Annotated in this window: 16 protein-coding genes; 6 read left to right on the top strand and 10 right to left on the bottom strand. The window is 41.7% G+C overall.

Translation table 11 applies throughout. The annotated features are described in order from the left end of the window. Window positions 1-65: 65 nt before the first annotated feature. The 3 genes from RE317_RS07800 to RE317_RS07790 are packed head-to-tail and all read left to right on the top strand — an operon-like array spanning window position 66 to window position 2,463. The gene (locus RE317_RS07800) at window positions 66-881 is read left to right on the top strand and encodes a type IV toxin-antitoxin system AbiEi family antitoxin (RefSeq protein ID WP_118214479.1); all 816 of its coding nucleotides are present in this window, start codon (window positions 66-68) and stop codon (window positions 879-881) included. Further along, the gene (locus tag RE317_RS07795) at window positions 878-1,666 is read left to right on the top strand and encodes a nucleotidyl transferase AbiEii/AbiGii toxin family protein (RefSeq protein ID WP_118214478.1); all 789 of its coding nucleotides are present in this window, start codon (window positions 878-880) and stop codon (window positions 1,664-1,666) included. Before RE317_RS07800 ends, RE317_RS07795 begins: the two co-directional genes overlap by 4 nt. A 2-nt stretch (window positions 1,667-1,668) precedes the next feature. After that, window positions 1,669-2,463, top strand: a complete 795-nt coding sequence (locus RE317_RS07790) for an HNH endonuclease (protein ID WP_118214477.1) — start codon at window positions 1,669-1,671, stop codon at window positions 2,461-2,463. A gap of 67 nt (window positions 2,464-2,530) precedes the next feature. On the opposite strand, the gene RE317_RS07785 is transcribed toward RE317_RS07790, so the two are convergent. The 4 genes from RE317_RS07785 to RE317_RS07770 all read right to left on the bottom strand — a co-directional run bounded on the left by RE317_RS07785 (window position 2,531) and on the right by RE317_RS07770 (window position 12,755). Beyond that, window positions 2,531-8,353: an N-6 DNA methylase gene (locus tag RE317_RS07785; protein WP_258973577.1), complete on the bottom strand. Its 5,823-nt coding sequence runs from the start codon at window positions 8,351-8,353 to the stop codon at window positions 2,531-2,533. After that, window positions 8,340-8,894, bottom strand: a complete 555-nt coding sequence (locus RE317_RS07780) for a DUF1896 family protein (RefSeq protein WP_118214474.1) — start codon at window positions 8,892-8,894, stop codon at window positions 8,340-8,342. The genes RE317_RS07785 and RE317_RS07780 overlap by 14 nt, the downstream gene beginning before the upstream one ends. A gap of 208 nt (window positions 8,895-9,102) precedes the next feature. After that, the gene (topB, locus tag RE317_RS07775; RefSeq protein ID WP_118214473.1) at window positions 9,103-11,202 is read right to left on the bottom strand and encodes a type IA DNA topoisomerase; all 2,100 of its coding nucleotides are present in this window, start codon (window positions 11,200-11,202) and stop codon (window positions 9,103-9,105) included. 26 nt (window positions 11,203-11,228) lie between these two features. After that, window positions 11,229-12,755 (bottom strand): DUF4099 domain-containing protein, encoded by a 1,527-nt coding sequence (locus tag RE317_RS07770; RefSeq protein ID WP_118214472.1) that lies wholly within the window; start codon window positions 12,753-12,755, stop codon window positions 11,229-11,231. Window positions 12,756-13,120: 365 nt separating this feature from the next. Here RE317_RS07770 and RE317_RS07765 point away from each other — a divergent pair, with 365 nt between their 5' ends. Together RE317_RS07765 and RE317_RS07760 are read left to right on the top strand one after the other, a co-directional pair. After that, a complete protein-coding gene (locus RE317_RS07765; protein WP_303266231.1) occupies window positions 13,121-13,735 on the top strand; it encodes a TetR/AcrR family transcriptional regulator in 615 nt (204 codons plus the stop codon). A gap of 35 nt (window positions 13,736-13,770) precedes the next feature. Continuing rightward, on the top strand, window positions 13,771-14,907 hold the full coding sequence (locus RE317_RS07760; RefSeq protein WP_118214470.1) for a beta-ketoacyl-ACP synthase III: 1,137 nt from the start codon (window positions 13,771-13,773) through the stop codon (window positions 14,905-14,907). A gap of 60 nt (window positions 14,908-14,967) precedes the next feature. Here the strand turns inward: RE317_RS07760 and RE317_RS07755 are convergent, their stop codons facing one another. After that, on the bottom strand, window positions 14,968-15,498 hold the full coding sequence (locus RE317_RS07755; RefSeq protein ID WP_118214469.1) for a hypothetical protein: 531 nt from the start codon (window positions 15,496-15,498) through the stop codon (window positions 14,968-14,970). A gap of 20 nt (window positions 15,499-15,518) precedes the next feature. After that, window positions 15,519-15,863, bottom strand: coding sequence for a hypothetical protein (locus RE317_RS07750; RefSeq protein WP_118214468.1), 345 nt, complete (start codon window positions 15,861-15,863; stop codon window positions 15,519-15,521). Window positions 15,864-16,326: 463 nt separating this feature from the next. Between RE317_RS07750 and RE317_RS07745 the strand changes: the two genes are divergently transcribed. Continuing rightward, entirely contained in the window at window positions 16,327-16,941 is a 615-nt protein-coding gene (locus tag RE317_RS07745; RefSeq protein WP_118214467.1) for a hypothetical protein, read from the top strand. A 135-nt stretch (window positions 16,942-17,076) separates the two neighbouring features. Here the strand turns inward: RE317_RS07745 and RE317_RS07740 are convergent, their stop codons facing one another. Genes RE317_RS07740 through RE317_RS07725 form a run of 4 tightly spaced genes read right to left on the bottom strand, consistent with a single transcriptional unit; the run spans window position 17,077 to window position 22,367 of the window. Beyond that, window positions 17,077-18,027, bottom strand: coding sequence for a hypothetical protein (locus RE317_RS07740; RefSeq protein WP_118214466.1), 951 nt, complete (start codon window positions 18,025-18,027; stop codon window positions 17,077-17,079). A gap of 2 nt (window positions 18,028-18,029) precedes the next feature. After that, window positions 18,030-19,865 (bottom strand): type VI secretion system baseplate subunit TssF, encoded by a 1,836-nt coding sequence (locus tag RE317_RS07735; protein ID WP_118214465.1) that lies wholly within the window; start codon window positions 19,863-19,865, stop codon window positions 18,030-18,032. Between the two features lie 39 nt (window positions 19,866-19,904). Continuing rightward, window positions 19,905-20,855 carry a tetratricopeptide repeat protein gene (locus RE317_RS07730; RefSeq protein WP_118214464.1) on the bottom strand — a complete coding sequence of 317 codons (951 nt, stop codon included), beginning with the start codon at window positions 20,853-20,855 and terminating at the stop codon, window positions 19,905-19,907. A gap of 9 nt (window positions 20,856-20,864) precedes the next feature. Beyond that, window positions 20,865-22,367: an Mbeg1-like protein gene (locus RE317_RS07725; RefSeq protein WP_118214463.1), complete on the bottom strand. Its 1,503-nt coding sequence runs from the start codon at window positions 22,365-22,367 to the stop codon at window positions 20,865-20,867.

Genomic DNA, 22,367 nt, shown 5'->3' with positions numbered 1-22,367 from the left:
ATCACATTTCATCTGCGATTTTATCCGAAAAATGAATAATTTTGCAGATGGAATGTCGATATAGTATGAAACAAGAAGAAATTTATAAAATCAGAGATTGGGTGGAAGAATTACCTAAAAAGGGAATTATCACTTTCTCTGTCGAAGAAGTTTATAAGTTGTTCCCGTCGATAAGTAAAAGGGGAATAGCAAGTGCTTTGTCACGTCTAGTGACAAAAGGCAAAATTTCATCTGTATGGAAAGGATTTTATATTATAATACCTATTGAATATGCGCACAAAGGTATAGTACCTCCCGTTGTTTATATAAACCAGCTAATGGATTATTTAAAAAGACGGTATTATATCGGACTGTTGGATGCTGCCGCTTTTTATGCAGCAGCACATCAACGCCCCCAAGTATTTACGATAATAACAGAATTGCCAAGTGTGAGGGTTTCAGAGAAAAAAGGTATTAAGATGAAATTCATTATAAAGAAGAATATACCGACTTCTTTTCTGGTTCAGAAAAAGACTAAAAGCGGTTATGTGTTTGTTTCCAGCCCGGAACTGACGGCATTAGACCTTATTTTATACGAAAAGGAAATAGGTGGAATTAATAGGGCGGCTACCGTACTGAATGAACTGGCGGAGGAATTGAACTTTCGGAATGTCGGTGTCGATTTATTCAAGAATATACCTATTTCCGTGATACAAAGGTTAGGATATTTACTGGAAGAGCTGGACTATAAAGAGCTAGCAAATGAATTGTTCGGTAAAATTAAGGATGTCGGAATTTTGTTTCGGAAAGCTCCTTTAAAAGCAGGAAAAGATAGTAAGGATTGCGATTATGACGCAAAATGGAGAATAATTATTAATGAAAAAATTGAAATAGACGAATGATACCGGAATATGCAATAACAGAATGGCGCAATGTTGTGCCTTGGACGGCTTCGGAACAAGTGGAGCAGGATTTGATTATATGCCGTGCGCTGACTGAAATATATAAAGATGAATATCTGGCAACACATTTGGCTTTCCGAGGTGGTACGGCTTTACATAAGCTCTATCTTTCTCCCCAACCTCGGTACAGTGAGGATATTGATTTAGTACAAATAGAACCGGAGCCAATAAAAGCAACCATTGACAAAATTCGTGATGTCCTTGCTTTCTTGGGAGAACCAAAGGTTAAACAAAAAAAGCATAACAACACGCTAATTTTCCGGTTTGATTCTGAATCCATACCCGTTGTCCCTATACGTTTGAAGGTCGAGATTAACTGCAAAGAACATTTTAACGTGCTCGGACTACATAAGATGGATTTCAGTGTAGAAAACCAGTGGTATAAGGGGAATTGTCAAGTTACTACTTATCATCTGAATGAATTGATTGGAACAAAGCTGCGTGCACTGTATCAAAGAAGAAAAGGGCGTGACCTTTTTGACTTGTATAAGGCGTTAACTGCCGCTACCCTAAATTGTGACAAGGTAGTGGAATGTTATCATAAGTATATGGATTTTGTTGTAGATAACCCGCCTTCACAAAAGGAGTTCTTGCAAAATATGGAGATAAAAATGCAGGATGATGAATTTTTAGGAGATACGGAACTACTGCTCCGTTCTGGCGAAAAATTCGATCCGCAAAAGGCATACGAACTCATAAAAAGAGAACTCATAGAAAAGATATAATTATGGGATATAAACAATATATAAAGGAAGGAACATGTATCTGGTGTCAACGAAATTCTCCAAGAGTGACTTTTCGTAATGAACCACACATTATTCCTGAAAGTTTAGGTGGTACGGAAATCGGATTTGATATTTGTGATGATTGCAATAGATATTTTGGAAGTGCAAACAAGAATGAACCAAATACAAACTTAATTTTTAAAGAAATGTTTGGAGCTATAAGAGCTTTTTCTTGTACTCCTACGCCTGATACATATAAGAATCTCTCGTCTGTATATTTTGAATATCGGTATAAGACTAATACTATTAAAATCAAAAGTCGTTTTTCTATTTCCGTAATTACACGGCAATTCAAACGTTCTTTATATGAAGTTTTTCTTCAAAAATATCATTATCAAACAGGAAAAGGATTAGATTGTAAAATGGATAATGTGCGTAATTATGCTCGTTGGAACAAAGGTAATTTAAGAGTTTATTATGTATATAACAAGGTGATTCTAACATCTACAGGTAAAGATGCTTTGTTTCTACCCATGTCTGATGGAGCTATTTCCGATATAGATGATTATGGTTTCTTTCCTTTTTGGTTTATGGGACATTATTTTTTGTTAGAGATTATTCCTTCAAAAGCACAATTGGCCGACTTTCTGTATTTACAAAAAAATGCTAATCAACTAATAATACCAGCTACCGGTGAGGAAAGATTAATGGAATTGACAGATATAAGACAAGTAGATTTTTTTATGGAAAGATTTGGTAAAAAACATATTGATGTAAATGAAAAGCTTAATAGATAAGCTTCTTTCTATTTAAAATATTATAATAGCCACCATAAATTCATAGATGAAGTATGGCGGCTATTTTTTAGAGTTTGAAGCCTTTAGAGAGCTTGTTTACATGGGTGGCGGTATCAGGGTCATCCTTGTTTCTCAAAGAGCTCATGGCATCTTTGATGCTAAAACTGTTTGGTGGCCGGTTAAGATGCGGCGGTTTCTTCTCTGAAGGATTGATAAGGAAATCGGGTATCCGGTGAACGTAAGACCCGGTATCGGGTGCAGGCACTTCCCCACTCGCTGATGCGGACGGTGTTGCCATCCTTGCCGCAGGTGATCGGATTATATCTTCGCTTGTGTCTTTCTCTTGGTTTTCATTGCTTTCGTTCTGCTTAATGGGTTTCAACGAGAGCTGGATTTGACGGTCGAGAGTGGCAAGATCGGATTTGAGCTGCTTGAGTTGGTCTTCCTTCTTCCAAGTTTCTTTGGCTACTTCCTGAAGAATTGGAATGTCCTTTGAAATCTTTTCCGTATCCTTTTGGTATTTTCCCAGAAGAGGGGGAATGGTTTCAAAGGTACGAAGAAACATCTGGGCGGCGGTTTTGGGGTCTTTTGCCAGTTTGCCGCCATTGAAGTTGTAGAGGATATTGCCTTCGCCACGAACGAAGAAGCGGTTTTCGATAAAGTCGAAACCGTCTTTCATGCTGGCTTCCGTTTTTACCAGAAGATCGAAACCGTAGAGTTTACCGATAGACTGCGATACGCCGTGGGTACGGGTCTTATCCTCTATCTCTGCCAGTTTTTGGGCGATGAGTTTAGGGTCATTGCCTTTTACACCGTCCAGTTGCAGAAGATTGAGGGGGTTGCCTTGGTCGTCACGTTGTACGCGCTGTTGGAAGTCTTGCAGATCTTTGCCGATACGAGTTATCAGGTCGCTGTTCTTTGTAACATCCTGCAGGATATGTTCCAGTTTGGCTTCGGCAGAGGACTTGCCACGATTGAAGGCTTTGCGCTCGCTTTCCAGGGAAGCAATTTGTTTTTCCAGTCGGGCTTTGTCCAAAAGGTCGGTGTTGCCGGAGAGAATGGCTACATACTCGGAGAAGTTCATGCCGCCTTGTTCATCCATGCTGCCTTCGTCAATGGTACGTGCACCCATTGTTCCCTTTTTGAGCTGCGTGATAAAAAGCTGCTTGTTGTGAAGCAGATTGAATTTGTAGCTGTCTAAGGATCTCTCTACGGCGTAGTTGATAATATCCACCCTGTTATCAGCATACAGTTTTGCCACTTCATTGCCTTTTCTTACGCCACGACCGTTGCGTTGTTCCAAATCTTTCGGCGTCCAGGGTATGTCCAATTGATGGATGGCGACACAACGTTTCTGGGCGTTGACACCGGTGCCCAGCATTTCGGTGGAACCGAAAAGGACACGGATTTTGCCTTCGTTCATGGCGGCAATCATTGCCTTGCGGGACTTTTCGGTCTTGGCTTCCTGAATGAAACGCACTTGGTCTGCGGGGATTCCGTAGTCTTCCACCAGTTTGCGTTTTATCTCGCTGTACGCATTCCATTGACCGGGTTTATAAGTGCCAAGATCGCTGAAGACGAACTGCGTACCTTTATGTTCGTCGTATTTCCGATAGTATTGGTTTATCAAGGCGGCACAATGGGTAGCTTTGTTATCCACATGGTCGTCGTATTTATCTTCGTCAATCAGACGCATGTCAAGGGACATCTTGCGGGCGTAGTTGGTGGCAATGAGCATTTTGGCTTTTTCCTCACGTTGGCTTAACGGGGGACGTCCGAGGACGGTAGCGTTGCCGTTCTTGGCAAATGCCACCAGATTTTGGATAAACTGCTGCTGATCGGGCGTAGGCGGGATATTATGCAGTATCTCATTTTTCTTTGGCCGGTCGATGCCTATGTCTTCGGCGGTGCGGAAATCGGTGATTTCATTGTACATGGCGGCAAGTTCCGGAACTTTGATAAAATACCGGAAACGTTCTTTCTGGATAATTTCGTTGGTGACGGAGAACTCATAGTCAATTGATTTTTTAGCGAAGACTGCCGCCCATGCGTCAAAGGTATTGATACCCTGACGTTCCAGTTCTTTGGGACGAAGGTATTTAAAGAGCAGATACAGTTCCGTAAGACTGTTGGAAATGGTAGTGCCCGACAGGAAAGTAGCTCCCAAATCTTTACCGGTACGCTCCTGGATGGTGCGTAAAGCGAAAAGCATATTCAGGGCACGTTGGCTTCCTTGACTGTTTCCCAGTCCGGCTACACGGTCGTGACGTGTAGTGAACAGAAGGTTCTTAAATTTGTGCGATTCGTCTACAAGCAGGTGATCGATACCCATCAGCTTGAAATCCACCACATCGTCCTTGCGGTTCTCAATGTCGAAAGTAAGTGCCTTGATTTTAGCTTCGAGGTTCATCTTTCGCTTTTCCACACCTTTGAGCATACCGTTGGAGACTTCTTCTCCTTGTTGGCTCAACACTTCGAGGTTTTCTTCCACACTGTCCAGTTCCTGCTGCAAGATTTGTTTCTGTATCTCCGGGGATTGGGGTATCATGCCAAACTGTTCATGGGACAGTATGATGGCATCCCAATCATTATTCTGCATCTCACGCATGATACGAACGCGGTTTTCCGGTGTGAAATCCTCTTTGCCGGGATAGAGTATTTTGGCATTCGGATAGGCGGTTTTGAAAGTCTGCGCTATTTCATGAATATTGGCTTTCAGACCGATAATCATCGGTTTGTTGGCCAGTCCCAACCGTTTCATTTCGTAAGCAGCGGCACACATTATCAATGTCTTACCGCCACCCACTTCATGGTCGATTATTCCGCCACCGTTGATTTTTGTCATCCAGATGGCATCTTTCTGACTGGCATACAGGTCGGGAATACCCAACGCTTTCAGATCAAGTCCGGGGAAGGTCTGTCGGGAACCGTCGTACTTGGGCTTGACGGAGTTATTGAACTTGCGGTTGTACATGTCTGTGAGCCGCTGTTTAAACTCCGGGGATTGTTCTTTCAGCCAATCACTGAAACCGTTACGGATTTCATCTATTTTGCTGTTGGCAAGCTGGATGGCTTCGGTATCGCGGACTTTGACTACTTCATCCCCTGCCTGTACCTTTTTGGTGATGTCGGGGGAAGTATTCTGTATAGCGTGTTTCATCAGATTCAGACCGTCGTAACGGCGGCTTTCACCTTTGACGGCATACTGTTCACGAATACGCACGTTGCCACGCGTGGATGCGTTGACACTAAACTCGTCACGGCTGGCGGCATAGCTAATCTTTACGTCGGTATCGAAAAGATGGGAAGCGTATTTCTCATAGATACCCGTGGGTATCCAGCGCTCACCGAAGTTAAAATCTAGTTCTTCGAACGGAATGGGTGCGGGAAAGGCGGCACGCAAGGCTTCGAGCGATTGCACGGCACGTTCGTTATCGGGATGGTTTGCGATGTATTCTTCTATCATTTCGGCTTTGGAAATGACGTTGCCGGCTATAAACTTATCGGCTATTTCGTAGCCTTTGACCAGTGGATTGAAGAATACACGTCCTTTGAGGTCTTCCAACAGTATGTCTTCACTCTTGTTGGTAAGTCCGGCCATGTATCCGAGGTTGACTTCACCGTATTTGTTGAGGGAAGCGGAAAGAGCTTCGTCCGAAGTATCGACGTGGGTCAGCTCGTTTTTGTTGAATGCCACGGGATGGTCGAAGATGTCGGCTTTGACGGCATAACCGTCTTTGTAACGTTCTAATGAAAGGACGGCACGGTTTCCGTCATCCATGCGGATAAGGTCTATGTTCTTCGGATCATTCAGGTTACCGAACTGACGGGTATAGTCGTCATACAGGCGGTTCAGTTTGTCCCGCTGCTCTATATTTTCTTTCAGTTCGGTTGCTTCGCTGTTATATAAGTCGTGATAGGTGTCACGGATTTCTATATATAGAGAGAGTTTGCGGAGCTGTCTGTCCGGTAATTCCAGTGGATGGAACATGGGATCAAATTCCATGTCACGCAGATAACCTATCCGGTTATCCGTTGCTACCAAGGAACCGTTCTTGTAATGGGACGGGATTTCATGGGTGTATGGAAAAGGCTGCATCCGTCGTTTGCGCTCTTCTTCGGCAGCTATCCTTAACGCTTCTTTTACTTTTTCATCTTCGCTGTTCGGCATGGGACGTTTGGAGGCTTCCTGACGGGTATCGAAAACAGGATAAACGGTAGCAGTCTTGGTCTTTGCAGAAGCTCCGGAAACTTTCTTTTGGGATTTGCCTTTTGATTTGTTACCTCTTTGGACGGTTACCCCTGATGAAGATTCATCAAAAAGGTTGCGTTGTACGGGCTCTTTTCGGGCGGAAGATGCGGAACGGCGTTTCCCCCCTTTCGGGGAGAGCTGGGTACGCTCTTCCGCTGTGAACTCGAAAAGGTCATACAAGCTCAATACCGGAGATGAAAGGGACAGTTCGATTTCTTCTTTCGGGATAGCGGTGGCCGATACTGAAACGGGGATTTCCGATTCAGCAGTAACGGTGGATTTTGTCACTTCCGGTTCGGGTGAAACGGGCTTTGATTCAATTGGAACAGATTCGGGTTCTTTGATTTGTTCCGGCTTTTGCTGCACTTTCTGTTCCGGTTCCTGCTTTGCGGGCAGTTCTTGTACTTCACTCTTTCGGGTCGGTTCCTGCACCTGTCCTCTTTTCCGCTGCTCTTCCAACGGAAGGAATTGTTGATAGAGGGGCACATTCAACCGACGATAAAAATCATTGCGAAGTAAATCCCTAAGTCGGGAAGTGATACCCGGCAGACCATCTTCGTGAATGTAAATCATTGCCGGATGCCCGTAAGGGTCGGTATCTACACGCGCTTTTGTATAGATGATAGGGACATTTTGAAACAGGTAATCATTCACGCTGAAACCGTCCGCCCGTTTGGTGGAAGTAATGAACGCATTTTCATCTTGGGTAAACTGTTCTGTCTTTTCAGCTCTCTTCTGAAGGATAATCAGGTCACTGCCTACTTCTGTGCCTGCACCGTCCGTAAAGAGGTTGTTAGGCAGACGGATGGCGGACACCAAACGGGAATGTTGCATGAGCTGGTAGCGAATATCTTGATTTGCCTGAGAGTCCAGAACACCCTGCGAGGTGATGTACGCCAATATGCCGCCGGGACGGAGGTTGTCCAGTCCTTTGAGAAAGAAATAGTTGTGCAGGCTCTTTGCAGCTTGCTGACGGATAAGGTTCTTGCTCCTGGTAAAGGACGGGTCGAATACGGCCACATCGCCAAAGGGAATGTTGGACGCGGTGAGGTCAAAATGATTCAGGTAACGAAGTCCGCTATCCTCAAAGCCGGCAATACCCACTTTTGCCTCCGGATGGAGGTGAGAGAGGATTTTGCCGGTCAGCAGGTCTTTTTCATAACAGACTACCTTAGAATGGGGTAACTGTTGTTCGGAAAATTGTTGTTGAAAAGCATCGACAAATACTCCGGTTCCGCTCGACGGATCGAGAAACCGGGAAGGGGCAATTCCGTGGTTGCCCAATTCGGAAGCAAGGACAGAAACAATATCCTGCGGCGTATAGAACGCCGTCAGGACAGAGTTTTTCAAACTGGAAAAGTAACGTTTATATTCCGCCTCATCTTTTGAATTACTGCGGATGATGCTGTGTAATTGCGAGACAAGAGGGAACAGTTCACGGTCGCTCTTTGTCCAACGGGCAACGTCGGCAAGGCTGGAAGCGGGATTGAGTACCGCTTTGATACCGCCGAAACCGGAATAGGCACGCAAAATCGCCTGTTCTTCAACGGTAGCGGTACGCCCTTCACGTTCCAACGCAAATGCCAGTTTGATTGCTTCGATATTGTCTTTCAGATGCGCTTTCTTATTGTATGCCATATTCGTCCAGCCAGATTAGGATTGTACCGGTGATTTCCGTATAAAGGTTGTCGAAAGCGGGTTCGTACAGGAAATCATCGGAGAGCGGATATTTGGCAAATACTTCTTCACAAACCGGAAGGAGTTGCAAAGCAAGGGATTGTGCATTGCCTTGAGGTACTTCATCACTGAACTCATTCCAAAGAACGGTTACAATGACATTGTATTTGGAGAAGTGAAGCCCGGCAAACAATACCTGATCGGCGATTTCGGTAGCGGCATCGTGAGTAGAGCCGGTGTGGATGGCTTCACTGTATGCTTCGGCGGCACTGTCGGCACGAGCGGCAATAAAATCGCTATTATCCACTAATTCGGGATGGGATTCTTTCAGGAAAGAAAGCAGTAATAAACGGTAGTAAGACAATTCCTGCGGTTGTGGTTCAGGCTGTTTAGGCGCTGACTGTTTTTGCTGCACCGGAGTTTCCGACTGTTTCGGTTGATGGTATCCTTGTGACTGGATCTGTTGTCTGTTCTTTTTGCTGTTTTTCTTATTCTTATTCATAACTTGGATTTTTTTAGTGGCCGGGCGGGATTGCCCGAAAATAATGAATGGGAAAAGCACTGTATGTAAAAGCACCCAGGGTATCCCTCCCTGAGTGCCACCACTAAAAAATCCATAACAAACAACTGCAAAAACAATTATTTATGAGTTATGAACTTTATAGTGGCAAATATAGCACTTTTCCGGTTATTGTGTCACACGCAGGCGATTACTTTTTCTTCTTTGCCGTACTTTGCGTTCCTTTGTCCGGAAAGGAAAAAGTAACGTTGAACTGCGCATCGAAAACAAGGGCAGCGTCGAATGATTTGCCGCTTTTGCCCTGCAAGCCTTTGATAACGGAGGTTTTACCTTTAGTTATCAGTTCCATGATTTGCTTGTCGGTCAGTTGCTTGTTGCAAATATTGCGGAACACTTTCAAAGTACAGTCAACATTGCTGCATTTGGCTATCTTGTTATAGATAAACACGTGTCCTTTTTTGCATTTGGGGCAAAGGGGAACATCGGGTGAGGACGCTAAGGAGACAGTGGCATTCAAAAGCTCCGTTGTTATTTGTGCGGCATAAACTTCTATTCCACGGTGGAAAGTATCGGCGTCTGTCTCTCCGGTTTCGATTTTGGCAAGGGCACTTTCCCAACTGCCGGTCATGGAGATATCGGCTATCTTCTTGTCCTTGACGATGGCATGGACTGCCAAGCCTTTTTCAGTGGGGACAAGGGATTTCTTTTCACGGCGGATGTAGTCACGGCTGAATAATGTCTCGATAACGGCGGCACGGGTTGCAGGGGTTCCGATACCTGCTTCTTTCATCGCCCGGCGCTCTTCTTCGTTTTCCAACTCCTTACCGGCACTTTCCATCGCTGCAAGCAAGGAACTTTCGGTATGCAGCGGACGGGGCTTGGTTTGTTTGTCCAATATTTCACTGTTATATATAGATAAGGTGTCGCCTTCGTGAAGTTCAGGCAAAGTGGTATTGCCCTCTTCCTCTTCATCGGAAAGGTTAAGCACGGAACGCCAGCCCGGAACTTTGATAACACTGCCACGCACGGAGAAAGCAACACCGGCTGATTGTAAGGTGACTGCGGTTTTTTCCATAATACATTTGCCTGAAAAGGATTCGAGCATACGCGCGGCAACCATCTCATAAATGGTGCGTTCATCCGCAGAAAGGTCACCGGGGAGATTCTCGGTAACGAGCAGCGCATGGTGATCAGTGACTTTGCTTGCATTGACACTGCGGTTGTTCAACGGCCGGCCAACCAATGTGGCGGCATAGGTTGAGAAACGCGGATACGCCGTAAGCAAACGAATGCGCTCCGGAATAATTTCAAATACATCATCTGCTATATAGCGACTGCCGGTACGGGGATATGACATTACCTTCTTTTCATACAGATTTTGTGCTATGGAAAGTGTTTTGTCGGCAGAAAAGCTATGGCGAACGTTCGCTTCTTTTTGCAGAGTGGTAAGGTCATACAGCAAGGGTGGTTCTTGCGATACTTCTTTTTTCTCGGCGGCAGTTACTTGCAGGGAAGCAGCAGAGCAAACTTTCTGCAAATTGCTGTCCGCTTCATCTTTCCTGTCGTATTTGTCGACGGAAAGAGCGGAAAAGGTAATATCGGCTTTGCCGGACTGTACCCGTAGCTGCCAGTATTTCTGCGGCGTAAAGTTCTTGTTTTCCATGTAGCGGTTACATATCATCATCAAGGTAGGTGTCTGCACCCTGCCTAAAGAGAATACGCCACGCCCGGCGGAGAGACACAAGGCTTGGGAGGCATTGATGCCGACGAGCCAGTCGGCTTCGCTGCGTGCTTTGGCACTGCGGTAGAGGTTGTCGTATTCCCTACCGTCTTTCAGGTTCTCCATGCCTTGACGGATCGCTTTGTCGGTCAGACTGCTAATCCATAAGCGGGAAAAGGGCTTGCTGCATCCCAGATAATGATAGATATAGCGGAAAATAAGCTCCCCTTCTCTTCCTGCATCAGTGGCGCAAATGATGGATTCGCATTTATCGAACAGTTCTTTGATAACGGTAAGTTGTTTGACTACTCCGGGATCGTCCTTATACTGTTTGCCGTCCTTTATCTGACGGGGAACAAGCTGGAAACGTTCCGGGAAAATAGGAAGGTTTTCCCGGCGAAAACCTTCATAACCGTAGGCTTCGGGCATTGCCAGCCCTACCAAATGACCAAAGCCCCAAGTGACGGCATAGTCGTTGCCGGTCATGTATCCGTCTTTACGCTCCCGCGCACCTACTATCAGGGCAATATCCCGTGCCACACTCGGTTTTTCTGCAATAATTACTTTCATGATTTTACTTTTTTAGTTTTACATTCTTACATTTTTCTCCCTTTGTTCTTTTTCTTTATCTCTTTCTTTGCCGTTTCCACTTGTGTAGGCTGCTCCTGTGCCGACTTTAGCGGTTTACGTACCTGTTTGGCTGCTTCATCGGTTGCACCGTTGTTCACTGCTACCTGTGTCTTATGTTCGGCTGTGGGAGTGATTTCCTTTGCGCGGCTTTGTGCTTTGTCAGGATTGTACTTGAAGAAATCAACTTTGCCAAGGTGGGGGTTCATACGGACATAAGAATTGAAGGGCTGCCCCTCCTTATCTGTCATACCGGTAACGTAGATAGTCTCCAACTTCCCGAATTTCTCCTGCTGTTCGGGTGTAAGTTCCTTACCCAACAATTTCTTGGGGATGAAGAATTTGTTATTGACGGTCTGTTCGTTACCTTGCAACTGCTCCGTTTTCTCTTTTTGCTGATTTTCCTGTTTCTTATAACGGTTTCTATCCAGTCCGTCGAAATTATAACTGAACGTTTCTTGGGCTACATCGTACTGCATATATGCGTCGAATTTGTTCCCCCATTTTGAAGTCATGCCTTCTACCAGCACTTTCCTGCCCTCGGATAGTTCCCGGTGCTGTTCTGGGGTAAGGCTAACATCCTTTATTTCCATAGGAATAAGAATGTCGTCCACCGGAACTGCAACAAGGTTGTTGGTCACTTTGTCCAATGAAACGAGACAGGGCTTAGGTTCGTTGCCATCCAGTGGGAGATTGACGGGGCGGCCGGCATTGCCGGTGGCGAGAATGCTATCTTTCACTTCTTTATCCAACAGTACCCCATAAAAGGGTAAATCAAGAGCAGGCTTCTGACGATAACAGTCAATCTTCAAGTCCAGTTTGCCGTCCTTGCCTTCCTGAAAGTGAATACGTCCCTGTGTGGTGATAGGAATGCCTTCTACTTCGGTGGAAATGGTGACAAGACCGGACTTCTGACCAGATAATAGAGCTGTCAAATCACCGGACTGTTCTAACGATTCCCGTGTGATCCCCATACGAGCAAGCTGTTCCCAATCTATACGGTTCTCGATACTCGAAAGTTGACGTAGTTGCTGTTCGCTGTTGGATTGTTCCGTTGTTGCAGATTGTGCAGAAGTTGCATTTTCACCGGCTACTTGCTGCTCTATGTCGGATTGGATTTCTTTCTGCGCCGTTTGTTGTTCTTGTCGTACGTAATCTTCGGGATTCACCTCATATTGTGAAATGAAATCCTTGTTCTCCTCCGGAGCTTTGAGCATATCTGTGAATACGTCCAATGTTTCTAATAATGAGATGGGGATCTGATAGAAGCGAAAATCTGTCGGCTGTTTATATTGTCGACCTAAATTTTGAAAAAAGTCCTCCAATATGGAAGTGTTTTTTTCTACTTTGAGAAAATCTTCCAGATTCTCCATTGATGGCAGAAGCATACGTAATATACCGTCCTGTGCAGATGACTTGTCCACCACTTTTAGCTTGCCACCATCCTCCTTGTCGGCAACAAGCAATACTTTTTTGTCTTTTTGCTTTTCGTCCATAAAATATATTTTTATATCGCACCAATGTTGGTGTCCGGCGAAGGTAAGGTATAGGAATGATACTATCTCAGTCAATAAAAGATAGAGTATCATGTGGCATCAAAGTGGCATCGAATGGCATCGATATGTGAATATTAATCGGGACTGTTATAATAGTCATAATAGAGTTTCTTTTTCTATCAGGCTATTTGATGGTCATAATTCAAAATCTTAGTATGTGAAATAGATGCATATTATACCGTTAAATCTTTCATTAATAAAAAAATATATCTATATTTGTCCAAACAATCAGGTGTATAATCTATGAAGTTATTATACCAGTTATATTAATTGCTTCTACCATTTGGTAAATTAAATATTATTTTATGAAAACGGAAGATACTAAAACAACAAAAGATTCTATCATTGATGCATCTTTTAAATTATTTATGGAAAAGAGTTATGATAGGGTTACAGTTCCGGACATTGAGACCGCTACAGGACTAACACGTGGGTCGATTTTCTACCATGTAAGGAACAAAGAGGATTTGTTTGTTAAGGTTATAGACAAATATATAATTGACACGCAACATATTAAGAAAAAAATGCAGGTCCACAAGGAAACCACATTGGAAGGATTCCTTCAAAAATATATTAAGGGGGTCAAAAATACCATGGATTTCATGTACTCTCTGTCGATTAAAAATGTGTATAAATCCTACTTCTTTCTGATTATGCAAGCAACTATATATTATCCGCATTTCGATGAAAAAATCCAGAATATAATCGATACAGAAAAAAAGGTATGGGAAAAAATAATCAAGCAAGCAATACAGAGTGGAGAAATAAATGAAGATACCAATATCAAAGAAGCTATTATAAGATTCAGATGCGGTTTTCTTGGGTTGGCATTTATGAGATCTCTAACAGAAGGAATGGATATAAACAAGCTAACAGAATATTACACAGCTACTTATATGAGTTTAAAAAAGAAAGTCTAATATAGGTGTCACACAATCTAACAGCACTAGTAATTATGGAACAAAAAGTATTTATAACAAAAGTATCTGCTTTTCTCCCCAATGAACCGGTTCTGAACGAAGACATGGAATCGTATCTGGGTAAAATAGGCGGTATCCCTTCACGGGTTAAAAGTATCGTACTACGACAAAATGGTATCAAAAAGCGATACTACGCTCTGGATGCCGAACAGAACATCACGCACAGTAACGCAGAGATGGCGGGTAAAGCTATCAGCCAGCTTCTGGATGAAAGTGTAGAAGAACGGTTGGGTGTTCTGGCCTGCGCATCCAGTACACCTGACCAGATGTTGCCGTCACATGCTGCTATGACACATGGTGCATTGGGAAACAAGCCTCTGGAAATTTATTCTCAACAGGGAGTTTGTCTGACTGCATTTCAAGCATTGAAAGCAGCTTATATGTCTGTGAAATGTGAAGAAACTGAGGCGGCAATCTGCAGCGCTTCAGAATTGGTATCACCCACTTTTTTCGCCCGAAATTATGATCCGGAATATGAAAAATGCCATGATGCGGGAACAGATCCCTACATGGCTTTTGAAAAGGATTTCATGAGGTACATGTTATCAGACGGCGCCGGTGCCGTCTTGTTGGAAAACAGACCGTCATCATCCGGACTGTCACTTGAACTTAACTGGATCAATATGATTTCTTACGCCAATGAGTTGCCCGTATGTATGTTCATGGCATCAGAAGTCCAACCGGACGGTAGGTTGAAAAGCTGGAAAGAGTTTACTCCCCAGGAAATTGCCGACAAAGCAATTCTCGTGGGGAAACAGGATATACGGGTATTGAAAAAATACATTATCAAGTATTGGGTTGATCATCTGGAAGCCTGCTTTGCCAAAAACAACCTGAATCCTTCAGATATAACATACGTAATCCCCCATGTATCGTCAATGTTCTTCTATGGCAAGTTGGCAGAAGAGATAACCAATAGAAATATAGATTTGCCTACCGACAAATGGTTCACCAATTTGCCGGATGTGGGTAATATCGGTTCTGCTTCTATTTATGTTGCATTGGAAGAATTGTTTCATTCCAATAAACTGAAAGTCGGAGATAAAATACTGTTGCTTGTACCGGAAAGCGGTCGTTTTTCTTACGGAACCGCCCTATTGACTGTATGCTAAAATAAATAATATATAACCAAACCAACAAAAGACGGCAAATAATTATTTTGCCGTTTTTTGTTAGAACTCACAATAAAAAGTCAGTTCTGAAATGCCTGATAATTGATTTAATGTATCATAGACTGATTTATATAGTGGTGTCCGGTTAAGTTGTTCCACCAAAGAAGAATTTGTATTTTTAAAAATGTCCCATTCACAGGCGAACTGTTTGAACACAATTTTGTAATGATGCCACACTACAGGAGGGCACCAGTTCTGAAGGAATACAATGCCATCAGGGTCGGGGTTATCACTGGCTATCAATTTAACAATCGCTTCTCTTCTTTTTTCAACCCGGAAAGTCAATTCAACCGAATCGGAGCCTTCTCTATATTTTTGATAGAGTGCCAACGAATGTGCATGGGTCTGCTCATAGGTGAACTCCTGCCTATAGAATTTCAGCAAAAGAACGAAAGTTTCAGCATATCGTTCAAACAGCTCAAGCCCTGTTTCTTCTTTTGATTCATACGGACGAATTGGGGAAACAAGGTTTCCCTTTAATGTATTCGTATAATATTTCAAATAGTCAATTGATTCCATACAATGTTCCATAATTACATCCTCATCTTTATTTATTGTAACATCAAATTATGTATCATCACCACCGGACAGCCATTCCGATAACCACAGTACAGGCCGATACTCATTTCTTCCGCTCCCTCATCTTCTGTGAAGAGCGTCAGGTAAACGGATGAAACATTCTGAGAGAATGTTCTCAGTATCTTCGCATCGGTGAAAGCCTTTTCCGATACCGGCAGTACTTTATAATCACCCCGGAATGTTTCCACTTCCTTTCTAAGAGTGTCCAGAGTAAGCCTACCATTCTTTATAAGAAATCCCTGTACTTCATCATATTTGCCTTCGGATATGCATAATATGATTTCAGTAATTAAAGGTTTAAAATCGTTCAATTCCATAATATTTATTATTTAAGGCTTTAACGCCTGATTCAATTAATATGCCGCAAAGTTAGGAATGAAATTCGGTTTTCTCTTTTCGATTTTCGACTATTTTTTTTCGATTTTCGCTCAACCATCATATATATCTTGGAAAACTACCAGATGCCCTACTGAAAATCAGGGCAAAGCCTTTCAAAATAAGAATAAATGATGTATCTTTGCCACATATAGGAAGCGTTGTGTATGCTTCCGTTTGTGCATTCGTATTACTCGTGATGTGAAAGATTGGTCATTTTTCTAATGGAAAACGAGATGAAATACGCAATGCTTATGCTGTATGCTTTTATACGGTATGGGCTTGTGTTTTCTTTCTTTTCCATAAGCTACGACCAATGGCTTCACATCAGAGGGGAAATTCGGCCCATACCTTTTTATATATCAAGCAAATGGGCTGTTTTGTATAATCAATAAACAGATATTTATGAAAGATGCCTACATTCCTCATTATGATGTGAAATCCCTGATTCTGAAAGAAACATTCAAGATGCTTCTTGTCCGTAATCCGGAAAGTATTACGGTGGCTGAACTTGAATCCGCAATCGGGTTTACAAGAGGTTCTATATTTTATCACATGAAAAATAAGAAGGAGATTATCGAGCTGGCAATGTCCACTCACCTTTGTTCTTCCTTCAATCCGTACTTCCCGGTTAACTCCTTACATATTAAGACCCTGAAACAATATATTGAAGCGAAGATAAATCATCTGTCCGGTATATGCAGGTGGATGGAAACAGAAGGCATACATGTAAATATCGGAACAACATTTTTCCATATCTTATCCCAACTGGAAGTCTGCCATCCCGAATTTTCCGAACTGATGTTTGATATGCGAGAGAAAGATAAGCAGCAATGGGAGAAAATTCTCAATATGGCTGTAGCTAACAGAGAGATAGAAACAGCTATGGATATAAAACAACTGGCCAGTGTTTTTTGTGATTCATATACAGGTTATCTGATACATGACTTCGGACAAAGACAAGACATACATAACAACAGCCTTTATTCCCTTTACGAACTGATAAAACGAAAATATTGATATTACAAGAATACTATTTTTTTAAAAAAATATTTACACATAGTACATTTCTACGTTAAGCACTCCACTTAAAAAAGAAATACTTATGTAATCCCATGTCGAAGATGGGATACCCGCCCATATCCCTCCTTTTCCCTAAATATAAGCATCTATACCCAGACGAGATGCTTTAGACGGGTCACTGGAAATGGTACACATCCGTCCCGAAGTCACTACATCCAATTTAATCTTCACTTCCATATCTGCGGCAAAAAGCATATCAATCAGTTCAAGCAATATATATCTGCATTTTCCGTTGTCAAGAAACTCCGGTATACGGTTAAAGGGAATGTTGTGAACAGTAATGCACGTATCGTATCTGCCGCTTCTGAACTCCGTGCCAATTACTAATGTCTCACCCAAACGTGCCTGTCCGAATGCCGGAAAACTGCCACACTTTTTACGATTCAGCACATGGGTAAGAGTGACAGGTAATCCGAGTATTAAAGAAAGGGCTTTGGTAATTTTATGTTCGTTTCCACGTATCTTATGGATGATGGGAATGATCCTCATGAACAAGGTGGCTTGTTCTAGCGATAGTTGTCGAATCACCGGCCAATAAGCAGTGAACACATTCGTAAAATCCGGATAAACATTTTTTCTATCAACCCGACGTTCAAGCAATTGCATCTGTACAATCGTCCGGTCTATTTCATCCTCAAATACGGAAAAGAATTTCCGTATTTCCATCTCTTCTTTCCGATACTGCCTGACCTGATTGACAACTTTCTTTATGTCCGTGGACTCCAACAAATCAATACCCAAGAAAAATACTCCCTCCGGCAATACATCATAAAGTCCTTCCCGGTTGACATAGATACGCAAACAATCGTTTATCTCGTCATCAGGGCTATATTCCATTCTGACATTCTCTATATCTTTCCCGACTTTCATACGGGAACTACCCAAACGAGTTATTTGTATACTGTCAGGACTGACACCTTCCTCAATTAATGTAGCTGCAACCACTTCCGCCAGATAATCCGTATCCAACGAATTGATTGACGAAAGAGAACTTTCAATATGTGACAAACCAATCTTTCCCATTACTAAACAATTTGAGTGAATATACGATAGTTGAAATGATCCGGTGAACGGGTGATGAGCTTAGTTTTCAGTTCGTCGATAAGCAACGGCATTTCCCTTTCCGAATCAGTGCGTATAGACAAGTGAACATCAATTGATGAAATCAACCCTTCACCCGGTTTTTCACTGACCATCACTCCCGGCTTGATGTCAACAGACATCGCCAGACCGGAGAGTTCCTTGCAACAGAAGTTTATAATATCCGCCTTTGTATAGATCCGGTCACGAGTGGTAAGAATATATTTGTATATATCAAACCGGTTGGCAGATGCCGGAATGCTTTTCCCCCCTCTTGTCGTTGTCAGGAAATAAACCTGCCGTTTATCAATACTGGAACTATTTTGAGGTAACAGTCCCATACCTACGGGCAAACCGTTGGCACGTTCACAGATTGTCGTATAGTAGGAAATGTATAATTTATCCGCATTTTCCGGTAAATCAGCAAGTAGGTATGACAATGAACCAACAGCAGACTGGATATTATTAATGATCCGTTCCATGCTATTCAACAGTCTGTCCATTTCCTGTATTTCATCTGAAAAAGTATCTTTCTGCAATGATGCGATGACAGCCCCCCGACCTTGTAAAAGGTCAAGCACCCGGTAAAGATACTCTTTGATGTCACGGGAGTTCATACGCTCGCAACCGCCATAGCGAACTGCATAGGTTGCGCCTTTTTTTTCAGAACCGCCATTAAATGGAATTTCAGTATATAACCGGTTCTGTGCGTCCATTACAGAATCCACAGAGAAAAAATACTCCTGTTCGCTTGTTGTCAATGGTACGACAGCGGTCAAGTCATTGACACTTGCAATCTTCTCATTCAGCCGTTTGTTTTGTACAACAACGGCATTGATACTGACTTTCAATTCTTCCAAACAGTCTGGGGTAAAGTTAGAGGGAAAGTCAACCCGGAACCAGTAAAGAGGATTCAGTTCACCAGAAGACAACATATCTTCCATATAAAAATCTTTCAATTCTTCAGGGAAAAGCGTTGCTTTTTCCTGAGAAAGAGTGATTGGAGTAGTGATACGGATAAACTGGTTATTGTATATGGAAAGAATGTCCCTATTAATCTCTTTTTCTATATCACAGATAGAAAATAGACTTTCCGGTTCATCAGTTTCTTCTGCCGGAGGAAAGCCTTGCATGGCAGTAAGTGGTTGTCCGTTTAAGCTCCATTTGGCATACGCCAACATGGAATAAAGGGACTGTTTTTTCTCACGGTAAGGAAGCTCGAAATAGAACGATAAATCATCCAGTTTGTATATTTCCGGGGCAAGTTGTAGCCCGATCCAAGCTGTACGGGTGAATTTACCCCGCATCTCATACGGTGCATGATATATCAATTCTTTGGTCATGGTACTATCCATATTGAAAATATCGCCATTGCATATCATACGGCAGACATCTCCGGCATATATTTCCGTTCTCCGTAAAGGATAGAAGCTATATTCCTCTACTATCTGTCCTTTGTTTCTGGGAATATCCGCAAAGAACCCCGAATCGGTATTTACTGTATATTTCAGTATGTCCCGTGGAAAGGCATGGATAACACTGTGCGCCGGACGTACACTTACCAAAATGTCAGGAGTCAGCATATTGGCTATCTTGTCCAATATACGGTGCTGACTAGTTTCTATATCGTGAGATAAGCCAAAAACTTCACTGGAAAGAGCTTCGAGAAGAAGCTTAACAAGAGGATCAAGATTCTCTACTTTCTTCACTCCCCAATAATTCATCGCATGGCGATACATACGGTTCTTGATGACTTCTTTGCTGTAATTTTGAGTGCTCATATTCTTTATTTCTAAATAATGTTCTATTGCTTTGAATGATTATTCTGCACATAATGGTAACAAGGCATTTGCCTGAATGCATCCTAATTCACTACTCTTGTGCCAGTCTTCGCAAGCTCCATCCTTGTCTCCAGATTGATTGCGGGCTAGTCCACGGCCATAATAGAGTTTGCAATCTTCGGGGAAGTGCTCAATGCCCTCTCCATAAGCTTGAGCAGACTCTTTAAAGCGTTTTAAGTCATATAAAGCACGTCCCAGATTGTTATATAAATCGGCATCAGGTTCACAATTCTTTATTGCCTGGCGATAAGTTGCAACCTCACCTTCATAATCTCCTATATCGAATTTTACTACCCCGAGATTTATGTAAGCACTTATATATTGGGGGTTAATCTCTATCACTTTTAGATAGTCAGCAATAGCTCCTTTGTTGTCGCCAAGATTTGACTTTGCATTTCCTCTATTGTAAAAAGCATTTGCGTATTGATTATTTATTTTGATAGCTTGAGTGTAATCACTGATAGCTCCTTTATAATCGTTTCTTTTTGCTTTATTTAGCCCTCTGTTTAAATATGCTTTAGTGTATTGAGGGTTAATTTTTATAGCCTCTGTGTAATCGTCAATTGCCCCTTGGATATCGCCGAGATTGGCTTTACTATTTCCTCTATTGTAATAGGCAAATAAGTAGTGAGCATTTACCTCTATAGCTTTAGTGTAATAAGCAATAGCCTCTTTGTTATGACCTAGTTTCGAACTAATTTTCCCTAAATTATAAAATGCAGTATCATAATTGGGTACTAGCTCAATGACTTTGATAAAATCACGATATGCACCTTCCCAATCCCCTTTATTGATTTTTTCATTTCCTTGAAGTCTATAACTCCTTATTGATAAAGATGAATCAGAAGAATATTGTACTTTTGGAGATTGGCGCGATGTACAACAGCTAGTAAGAAATAGTACTATAATGTATAAAATAATATTTTTCATATCTATAATTTATTCATTAGGTTCACTAACATCATCTCTCTTAACTCTCGGAAACGGTTTTATCAAACCAGCTTTTATAGCTGCTTCTATCACTTCTGGCGAATTTGTATCAAAAGAATGGTTATCAACTCCATCTGCCAAGAAATTAACAATAGTCCCTAAATACTTTAGCTTACCCGGCAATACAAAGAGAATTGGTTTATAATATGGATTAATTTTATGTTCTTTTTTAGTTTTCTTATTAAATGTTTCTACAATCTCTATCTCTTTTTTTAATGATTCAATTTTTTCTTCAATTCTCTCTATATTTGACGATCTTGCATCTGCTTCACCATTTACTATTTTTATAGGGTATGGAGGAAACTTTAATAGTCTTGATTCTAATGATTTACTAAACTTAATCATATAATTATTCGCATCAGTTTCATTAAAGAAAAGCCTACAAATACATTTCATATCCATACTCTCAATATCTTTTAGGGTTAATTCAGGACAGCCATCCACTAAATAATCACTTAGAGTATATGATTTGAAATTAGGTAGTTCTGGAATTATACGATAACCTAAACATTCATATTCTATAGTTTCTTTATGTAGATATACATTATCTTGTCCATAACCTCTTGAAGTAATATTTACATGTGATACTAATACAATTTCCGCACGTGCTATGGTGTTTCGCAATTTATTAAGTAGAGATATTCGATGAGCACAATTATTTTTATATTTTGCTCGGTTTATCTCATCAGTTAATTGATATGATGGGAGTTCGATATTTACTAATTTATCATATTCAAAAGTACTGGTATTAAACGTCATTCGTGAGTTTTCAAGTACCATATGCTCAAATAAAGCTATTCCATCCACTCGATCATATCTATTATATAGTGAAAGATGCTTAATAGGACATCTTTTAATATTGGGAGCATCATTTTTTGCGAAATTAGCAGGATTCTCCGGGTTCAGATATGTATAAATTGTCATACTTGAATTATAAGGAGGACTCATACGAATTTCTTTAAATTCTGTTTTAATTAATTTGAGTCCAGTAATAGGTGTTGCTGTGCTAAACTGCACTTTGTTAAAAACAGGCGAAGCGATAGTTATGAGATAAATAGTTTTAAATCTATTCTTAGCTGCTAATATATCAGCTGCCTGAATTGCAACATTTCCGCCATGACTATGGCCTATCAATACTATTTCTTCATAGCCATCGGAATGATTTAACACATAATTAACAAGCCCTTTATCTCCTGGTAGTAAACAAGCATTTCTTCTATCTTCAAGATTATTTGTCCAACCAGCTAATTGACTCCAATCAAATTTTGTATCTACAGAGTCCTTTTTATTATCTGGCTGAGCAATCAAATTAAGTTTTTCAACTGTATCTTTCCATTCTTCCCATCTACTGCAAGAAGATTTTGTACCATGTATATAGAATGCTTTCCTATTTAGCGTTTCTTCATAGTACGTTACATATTCGCCAGTATTATTATCATAAAATCGTGCCAT

The sequence above is a fragment of the Phocaeicola sp. GP0067 genome, from assembly GCF_031119655.1.
GTDB classification, from domain to species: Bacteria; Bacteroidota; Bacteroidia; order Bacteroidales; family Bacteroidaceae; genus Phocaeicola; species Phocaeicola vulgatus.
The sequence above is the reverse complement of the archived record's forward strand: the minus strand, read 5'-3'. Positions and strand labels throughout refer to the sequence as shown.

Coding starts and splice junctions, on each gene's coding strand:
- RE317_RS07780 (WP_118214474.1), bottom strand. CDS start 8,894: ATGAATAAGAATAAGAAAAACAGCAAAAAGAACAGACAACAGATCCAG.
- topB (WP_118214473.1), bottom strand. CDS start 11,202: ATGAAAGTAATTATTGCAGAAAAACCGAGTGTGGCACGGGATATTGCC.
- RE317_RS07750 (WP_118214468.1), bottom strand. CDS start 15,863: ATGGAATTGAACGATTTTAAACCTTTAATTACTGAAATCATATTATGC.
- RE317_RS07730 (WP_118214464.1), bottom strand. CDS start 20,855: ATGAAAAATATTATTTTATACATTATAGTACTATTTCTTACTAGCTGT.
- RE317_RS07785 (WP_258973577.1), bottom strand. CDS start 8,353: ATGGCATACAATAAGAAAGCGCATCTGAAAGACAATATCGAAGCAATC.
- RE317_RS07800 (WP_118214479.1), top strand. CDS start 66: ATGAAACAAGAAGAAATTTATAAAATCAGAGATTGGGTGGAAGAATTA.
- RE317_RS07795 (WP_118214478.1), top strand. CDS start 878: ATGATACCGGAATATGCAATAACAGAATGGCGCAATGTTGTGCCTTGG.
- RE317_RS07770 (WP_118214472.1), bottom strand. CDS start 12,755: ATGGACGAAAAGCAAAAAGACAAAAAAGTATTGCTTGTTGCCGACAAG.
- RE317_RS07790 (WP_118214477.1), top strand. CDS start 1,669: ATGGGATATAAACAATATATAAAGGAAGGAACATGTATCTGGTGTCAA.
- RE317_RS07740 (WP_118214466.1), bottom strand. CDS start 18,027: ATGGGAAAGATTGGTTTGTCACATATTGAAAGTTCTCTTTCGTCAATC.
- RE317_RS07725 (WP_118214463.1), bottom strand. CDS start 22,367: ATGGCACGATTTTATGATAATAATACTGGCGAATATGTAACGTACTAT.
- RE317_RS07745 (WP_118214467.1), top strand. CDS start 16,327: ATGAAAGATGCCTACATTCCTCATTATGATGTGAAATCCCTGATTCTG.
- RE317_RS07760 (WP_118214470.1), top strand. CDS start 13,771: ATGGAACAAAAAGTATTTATAACAAAAGTATCTGCTTTTCTCCCCAAT.
- RE317_RS07735 (WP_118214465.1), bottom strand. CDS start 19,865: ATGAGCACTCAAAATTACAGCAAAGAAGTCATCAAGAACCGTATGTAT.
- RE317_RS07755 (WP_118214469.1), bottom strand. CDS start 15,498: ATGGAACATTGTATGGAATCAATTGACTATTTGAAATATTATACGAAT.
- RE317_RS07765 (WP_303266231.1), top strand. CDS start 13,121: ATGAAAACGGAAGATACTAAAACAACAAAAGATTCTATCATTGATGCA.